Annotated in this window: 6 protein-coding genes; 4 read left to right on the forward strand and 2 right to left on the reverse strand. The window is 56.0% G+C overall.

Going from position 1 to position 7,152, the window contains the following annotated elements; translation table 11 throughout:
• The first annotated feature begins 28 nt into the window (after window positions 1-28).
• Complete coding sequence (locus ADJ24_RS03125) at window positions 29-1,684, forward strand: glucan biosynthesis protein D (protein WP_023311684.1); 1,656 nt, start codon at window positions 29-31, stop codon at window positions 1,682-1,684.
• A gap of 45 nt (window positions 1,685-1,729) precedes the next feature.
• On the forward strand, window positions 1,730-2,278 hold the full coding sequence (gene rimL, locus ADJ24_RS03130; protein ID WP_023311685.1) for a 50S ribosomal protein L7/L12-serine acetyltransferase: 549 nt from the start codon (window positions 1,730-1,732) through the stop codon (window positions 2,276-2,278).
• On the opposite strand, the gene ydcK is transcribed toward rimL, so the two are convergent.
• Window positions 2,273-3,253, reverse strand: a complete 981-nt coding sequence (ydcK, locus tag ADJ24_RS03135; protein WP_023311686.1) for a YdcK family protein — start codon at window positions 3,251-3,253, stop codon at window positions 2,273-2,275. The genes rimL and ydcK overlap by 6 nt on opposite strands.
• A gap of 133 nt (window positions 3,254-3,386) precedes the next feature.
• Here ydcK and tehB point away from each other — a divergent pair, with 133 nt between their 5' ends.
• On the forward strand, window positions 3,387-3,980 hold the full coding sequence (tehB, locus tag ADJ24_RS03140) for a tellurite resistance methyltransferase TehB (RefSeq protein ID WP_023311687.1): 594 nt from the start codon (window positions 3,387-3,389) through the stop codon (window positions 3,978-3,980).
• On the opposite strand, the gene pepT is transcribed toward tehB, so the two are convergent.
• Window positions 3,977-5,206: a peptidase T gene (gene pepT, locus ADJ24_RS03145; protein ID WP_023311688.1), complete on the reverse strand. Its 1,230-nt coding sequence runs from the start codon at window positions 5,204-5,206 to the stop codon at window positions 3,977-3,979. The two genes, tehB and pepT, sit on opposite strands and share 4 nt — an antisense overlap.
• Before the next feature lie 111 nt (window positions 5,207-5,317).
• Here pepT and ADJ24_RS03150 point away from each other — a divergent pair, with 111 nt between their 5' ends.
• Complete coding sequence (locus ADJ24_RS03150) at window positions 5,318-6,913, forward strand: ABC transporter substrate-binding protein (RefSeq protein ID WP_023311689.1); 1,596 nt, start codon at window positions 5,318-5,320, stop codon at window positions 6,911-6,913.
• Window positions 6,914-7,152: the final 239 nt, after the last annotated feature.

A 7,152-nucleotide genomic window follows, 5' to 3' on the forward strand; every position in this document is an offset into this window, starting at 1 on the left:
ACACGACCATAAGGACGTTTTTCCAGGCATGAATCGCAGACGTTTTCTAAAAGGCTCGCTGGCAGTGGCAGCCCTGAGCGGCACATCTGGCCTTGCTTCCCTGTTTTCCAAAGCGGCATACGCTGCCGACTCTGACATTGCTGACGGCCAGAGCCGTCGCTTCGACTTCTCCGTACTGCAATCCATGGCGCATGACCTGGCGAAAACTCCGTGGGGTGGCGCGCCGCGTCCGCTGCCGGAGACGCTGGCAACCATGACGCCGCAGGCGTACAACGCCATCCGCTACGATGAAAAACAGTCACTGTGGAACAACATTGAAGGGCGTCAGCTGGACGTGCAGTTCTTCCATATGGGGATGGGGTTCCGCCGCCGCGTGCGGATGTTCTCGCTGGACCAGTCGACCTCTATGGCGCGCGAGATCCACTTCCGTCCGGAGCTGTTCAGCTACGGCGAAACGGGTGTGGATACCAAACAGCTGGAAGGGCAAAGCGATCTCGGCTTTGCGGGCTTCCGCGCCTTTAAGGCACCTGAGCTGGCGCGTCGCGATATCGTCTCTTTCCTGGGCGCGAGCTATTTCCGCGCGGTGGATGACACCTACCAGTACGGCCTTTCCGCGCGCGGTCTGGCGGTAGACACCTTTACCGACACGCCGGAAGAGTTCCCGGACTTTACCTCCTTCTGGTTTGAAACCGTCAAGCCAGGCGACACGACTTTTACCGTCTATACGCTGCTCGACAGCCCGAGCATCACCGGTGCATATAAATTCGTGATCCACTGCGAGAAGAGCCAGGTGATCATGGAGGTGGAAAACCACCTCTACGCGCGGAAGGACATCAAGCAGCTCGGCATTGCGCCGATGACCAGTATGTTCAGCTGCGGCAATAACGAACGCCGCATGTGTGACACCATTCACCCGCAAATTCATGACTCCGACCGCCTGGCGATGTGGCGCGGCAACGGGGAGTGGATCTGTCGTCCGCTGAACAACCCGCAGAAGCTGCAGTTTAATGCCTATATGGACAAAAACCCGAAAGGGTTCGGCCTGCTGCAGCTCGACCGCGATTTCTCGCACTATCAGGACGTGATGGGCTGGTATAACAAACGCCCGAGCCTGTGGGTTGAACCGCGTAACGACTGGGGTAAAGGCGCGGTTGGCCTGATGGAGATCCCGACCACCGGCGAAACGCTGGATAACGTGGTCTGCTTCTGGCAGCCGGAAAAAGCGGTGAAAGCGGGCGACGAGCTGGACTTTAAATATCGTCTGTACTGGAGCGCCATGCCGCCGGTGCGCTCTCCGCTGGCCAACGTCTTCGCCACCCGTACCGGCATGGGCGGCTTCCCGGAAGGCTGGGCACCGGGGGAAAATTACCCGAAAGTGTGGGCCCGTCGCTTTGCTATCGACTTCGTCGGTGGCGACCTGAAGGCCGCTGCGCCAAAAGGCATCGAGCCGGTGATTACGCTCTCCAGCGGAGAAGCGAAGCAGGTTGAGATCCTCTACGTTGAGCCGTTTGACGGCTATCGCATCCTGTTTGACTGGTACCCAACCTCGGATTCGACGGAGCCTGTGGATATGCGTCTGTTCCTGCGCTGCCAGGGCGACGCCATCAGTGAAACCTGGCTGTACCAGTATTTCCCACCGGCGCCGGATAAACGTAACTACGTTGACGACCGGATAATGCGTTAACGATCGATTCCCTCTCCCTCCGGGAGAGGGTTAGGGTGAGGGGCAATGACCGCAGCAAAATCCGAAATTATCCCGGTATCTGACGCTCTCGAGCTTCGCGCCGTTGAAGAGCGCTACGCCGCCGATCTGCACAATCTCGTCGTCAAAAACAAAACCTTTCTGCAAACCGCCTTTGACTGGGCGCAGCACGTGGGCAGCGAGGACGATACCCGCCGCAACGTGCAGAGTAACCAGATGCTGCACCAGCGCGGCTACGCCAAAATGTTTCTGATCTTCAAGGATGATGCGCTGGTCGGCGTGCTGTCGTTCAACACGATTGAACCGACGAACAAGACTGGGTACATCGGCTACTGGCTGGATGAAGGCCATCAGGGGCAGGGGATCCTCTCCCGGTCCCTGCAGGCGTTTATGCGCTACTACGTTGAACGCGGGGAGATCCGCCGTTTTGTGATCAAGTGTCGGGTGGCGAATCAGCACAGCAACGGCGTTGCCGTGCGCAACGGTTTTACGCTGGAAGGGTGCCTGCGGGAAGCGGAATACCTGAACGGTCGCTTTGACGATGTGAACATCTACGGGAAGATCTACGCCCTATAACGCCCCCAGCAGCGGGGTGCGGGTGATGCGCTGGTCGCCGTTAATCACCTTTTCGCCGCGCAGGTGAATGCTCTCCCCGGCAAAGGCTTCGATGACCGCATCATCGGTGATTTCAACCCGGTGCTCGATGAGCACATCGCCGCTTATCCGCGCGCGTCCCTGGATCACCACCTTATCGTCCAGCATGATCGGCCCGCCGCGCAGCCATGCCTGACCGCCAATCAGAACGTGGTGCTTGATGACGCAGTTTCCTTCCACCACGGCATTCTCCGCAATCTGAGAGCTGTAGCGCACCGTCGGAATAGCATCGTCGTCATAACCGGCAATCACGCGGGCGTTACCATAGACCTTTGCGCAGTCGCAGACCCAGACGTTATTTAAGTCGTTACCTTCGAGGATGGCGTTGTCGAATATTTCGGCGCGGTGCTCAACAAACGCAAAATTCACCATCGCCTCGCCGTAGATTTGCGCCTGGTGCACAATGCGCGACTGGCTGACGGTCGCCTTATCGTAGATTTGCAGGATCTGGTCATGGTCCGGCGTTAACCCTTTGGCAGCAATGACCACGCTGTGGTGCAGCACGCGCGCTTCGTCGTAGATATGACACTCGCCCCGCACGCAGGATTGCTGAATGGTGACGTTGTCACTTATTCGCGCCCCGTGGCTGACCTCTGCGCCGTCCAGCCAGCAGCTGTCACCGATACGGGCATCATGGCTCACGACGCACGGCAGGGTAAGACGCGCGTTGCCGGACACGGTCGCTCCGGCGAACACCACGCTGTTTTCGTCGTAGATCCAACAGTCGCCGTCCTGCGCGAGGGCGCGCTCATCGTCAATCCAGCCGCCTCTCGTCCCGACAGTCACGTCGTTAAAGTCCGCCGTGGCGATAATCTGCCGCAGCGTGACGGAGCGGGTAGTGTCGCCGTTTTTCCATTGCCAGATGCGGGTTTCGTCGCTGAGGCGATATTTGTTCATCTTTATTTCTCTGATAAGCGTCTTCACTAAACGTAGCAAATTTTTCGATTTTCGAGCGGCTGGCAACCAGACGGTAAACGCCTTAAAATAGCATCCAGGATGCACTTTCACTTTATGAGAACGCAGGAAAACAATGACTGTCGATGAGAATTACTTCACAGAGAAATATGGCTTAACCCGTACCCATTCAGAAGTGCTGTACAGCGCGGAGATTGTGAAACCCGGTAAAACGCTGGATCTGGGCTGCGGCAACGGCCGTAACAGCCTCTATCTTGCAGCTAACGGCCACGATGTCACCGCATGGGACAAGAACCCGATGAGCATCGATAATATCGAGCGCATTAAGGCGGAAGAAGGGATCGATAACCTCCACACGGCGATTAAAGATCTCAACAACCTGAGTTTTGACGGCGAGTACGATTTCATTCTCTCCACCGTGGTGCTGATGTTCCTGGAGTCAAAAACCATCCCGGGACTTATCGCCAACATGCAGCGCTGCACCAGGCCCGGCGGATACAACCTGATTGTTGCCGCGATGGACACGGCGGATTACCCGTGCACTGTTGGCTTCCCGTTTGCGTTCAAAAGCGGTGAGCTGAGCAACTACTACGAAGGCTGGGAGTTGCTCAAATACAACGAAGACGTTGGCGAACTGCACCGCACCGACGAAAACGGCAACCGCATCAAGCTGCGCTTTGCCACGATGCTGGCGCGCAAGCCCGCTTAACGGGCGGCCAGCAGGCAGATCTGCAGGGCCGTGTTGTAAGATGCTTCGAACGACGACAGCGGCAGGAATTCAAACTTCGAGTGGAAGTTATGCGCGCCGGTGAAGAAGTTCGGCGTGAGCAGCCCTTTTGCCGAGAGCGCCGCGCCGTCGGTGCCGCCGCGCATGGGCGTCGGCTTCGGCGTGATGCAGAGCGATTCCATCGCCTCGAACATCAGATCGATAGCGCGCCGGTCCTCACCAATCGCATTGCTGATATTGCTGTAGGTATCTTCAATGCGATAGTCCACCCTGGCCGTTGGATACCGGGCGGCAACCAGCGCGGCAACGTCGGCAATCTGCTGCTTGCGGGCGGCAAAGCTGTCCTTGTCAAAGTCGCGGATATTGGCCTTAAGAATGGCCTCGTTTTGCCCGGCCTGAATGCCGTTAAACCAGATATAGCCCTCACGCCCCTCGGTGCACTCTGGCGTTTGCTGGCGGTCAAAATGGTTGATGTAGTCAGTCGCCATCAGCAGGGGATTCACCAGCACGCCTTTGGCGGACATCGGGTGCGCCGTTACGCCGGTAAAGCGGATTTCAGCCGCCGCCGCATTAAAGTTCTCGTAGACAATTTCTCCCAGCTCGCAGCAGTCGATGGTCCAGGCGAAGTCGACGTCAAAGCGCTTAAGGTCCAGCGCTTTTGCCCCGTTCAGGCCGATCTCTTCGTCAGGCACAAACGCCACGACGATATCCCCGTGCTGATGCTCTGCCGTCAGGTTTTCCAGCACCGTCATGACCACCGTGACCGCCGACTTATTATCCGCGCCCAATACGCTGGTTCCGTCGCTGAAAATAATCTCCTCATTCGGATAAGCCAGAATTTCAGGGTGCTCGTTAACCCGCAGCCAGATGTCTTTCTCTTTATTCAGACAGAGATCTTCACCGGTAAACGTTAATATTTGTGGATGAATATCCGGTGATAATCCCACGTCCACGGTATCAATATGGGTTATAAAGCCGATGCGCGGCGCGCCGGGCACGTTGCCTTTTTTGACCGCCGTTACCGTGGCGAATTCATCAATCACAATATCGTCTAACCCCAGCTGTGCCAGCTCCTGCGCCAGCTCCCGCGCCATGTCGTGCTGGCCCGGCGTTGAGGGCAGGGTTTTGACTTTGGGATCGCTCTGGCTGGTGATCGCGAGATAGCGGAAAAAACGGTGCGTTAATTGTCTGGAAAGCGGCGAGCCCATAGTGATTTGTTCCTTATTTATTTTTCGGGTGTTTGCCACATCACTTTAATGTTATTTATGAAATGGCAAAAGAATTAATTAGCCGTCGAATTAAAAAGACAGGAATAAATGATGAAAAGCAAACTCACAACTTTCACGCTTGCGCTTGCTGCACTCACGGTCAGTTCCACCGTCGCCGCGAAAACGCTGGTGTATTGCTCCGAGGGATCGCCGGAAAATTTTAATCCTCAGCTATACACCTCGGGAACCAGCGTGGACGCCAGCGCCGTGCCGGTCTATAACCGGCTGGTCGATTTCAAACCCGGCACCACGGAGTTGGTGCCAAGCCTGGCGGAGCGCTGGGAGGTGAGCGAGGACGGCAAGGTTTACACCTTCCATCTGCGTAAGGGCGTTAAATTCCAGAGCAATAAATCCTTCACGCCGACACGCGACTTTAACGCAGACGACGTGATTTTCTCGTTTATGCGCCAGAAAGACGTGAATCATCCGTATCACAACGTCTCTAACGGCAGCTATTCCAACTTCGAAAGTCTGGAGTTTGGCAGCCTGATTACCGGCATTGATAAAGTTGATGACCACACCGTGCGCTTTACCCTGGCGCACCCGGAAGCGCCGTTTGTCGCCGATCTGGCATGGTATTTTGCCTCGATCCTGTCCGCGGAGTATGCCGACGCGATGCTCAAAGCGGGCACGCCGGAAAAGGTGGATATGGAGCCTATAGGCACCGGGCCGTTTAAGCTGGCGCAGTATCAGAAGGATTCGCGGATCCTGTTTACGGCGTTTGCCGACTACTGGCAGGGGAAATCGAAGCTGGATCGGCTGGTGTTTAGCATCACGCCGGATGCCTCCGTGCGGTTTGCCAAAATTGAGAAGAACGAATGTCAGGTGATGCCGTTCCCGAACCCGGCGGACCTGCCGCGCATGAAGGCGAACAAAGACATCAACCTGATGAGCAAAGCCGGACTGAATACCGGCTTTCTGGCGTTCAATACCCAAAAGCCGCCGCTGGATAACGTAAAAGTCCGTCAGGCGCTGGCGATGGCCATCAATAAGCCGGCCATTATTGATGCGGTTTTCCACGGCACCGGCACTGCGGCGAAGAACCTGCTGCCGCCGGGCGTCTGGAGCGCAGACAGCGAGCTTAAGGATTACGATTACGATCCTGAAAAGGCGAAAGCGCTGCTGAAAGAGGCCGGTTTTGCCAACGGCGTGAGCGTCGACCTGTGGGCGATGCCGGTGCAGCGTCCGTACAATCCGAATGCGAAACGCATGGCGGAGATGATTCAGGCCGACTGGGCGAAAATCGGCGTACAGACCAAAATCGTCACCTACGAGTGGGGCGAATACCTTAAGCGCGTGAAGGGCGGGGAACACCAGGCCGCGCTGATGGGCTGGACGACCGCAACGGGCGATCCCGACAACTTCTTTGGTCCGCTATTTACCTGTACCTCGGCAAACGGTGGCTCAAATTCGGCGAAATGGTGCTACAAGCCCTTCGATAAAATTATTGCGGAAGCAAAATCAACGACCAACCGCGATAAACGCGTGGCGCTGTATAAAGAGGCTCAGCAAATGATGCATGACCAGATGCCGGCGGTGATGATTGCGCATTCAACCATTTTCGAGCCGGTGCGCAAGGAGGTGACGGGCTATGAAATTGACCCGTTTGGCAAACATCTGTTCTGGCAACTGGATATAAATCAGTAATTTTTCACTGCCCGGCACGCCTCCGGGCAGTCTTTTCGCAATTTGTGCTCTCCGCATCATTTTTTGTCACAACAAACCCATCGGTCTTTTGCTATAACTTCAAATGCATACTTGCAGATAACATGGAAAACTATCATGCGTACTCAAACTTTTTTTAAAGTTGCAGTGCTTACTGGTCTGTTGGCGTTGGCGGGTAATGGTGCCAACTTACTGATTTAGTGTATGATGGTGTTTTTGAG

Origin of the sequence: Enterobacter sp. 940_PEND (assembly GCF_001059415.1) — a bacterium.
GTDB lineage: Bacteria > Pseudomonadota > Gammaproteobacteria > Enterobacterales > Enterobacteriaceae > Enterobacter > Enterobacter cloacae_M.

Coding starts and splice junctions, on each gene's coding strand:
- rimL (WP_023311685.1), top strand. CDS start 1,730: ATGACCGCAGCAAAATCCGAAATTATCCCGGTATCTGACGCTCTCGAG.
- tehB (WP_023311687.1), top strand. CDS start 3,387: ATGACTGTCGATGAGAATTACTTCACAGAGAAATATGGCTTAACCCGT.
- ydcK (WP_023311686.1), bottom strand. CDS start 3,253: ATGAACAAATATCGCCTCAGCGACGAAACCCGCATCTGGCAATGGAAA.
- ADJ24_RS03125 (WP_023311684.1), top strand. CDS start 29: ATGAATCGCAGACGTTTTCTAAAAGGCTCGCTGGCAGTGGCAGCCCTG.
- pepT (WP_023311688.1), bottom strand. CDS start 5,206: ATGGGCTCGCCGCTTTCCAGACAATTAACGCACCGTTTTTTCCGCTAT.
- ADJ24_RS03150 (WP_023311689.1), top strand. CDS start 5,318: ATGAAAAGCAAACTCACAACTTTCACGCTTGCGCTTGCTGCACTCACG.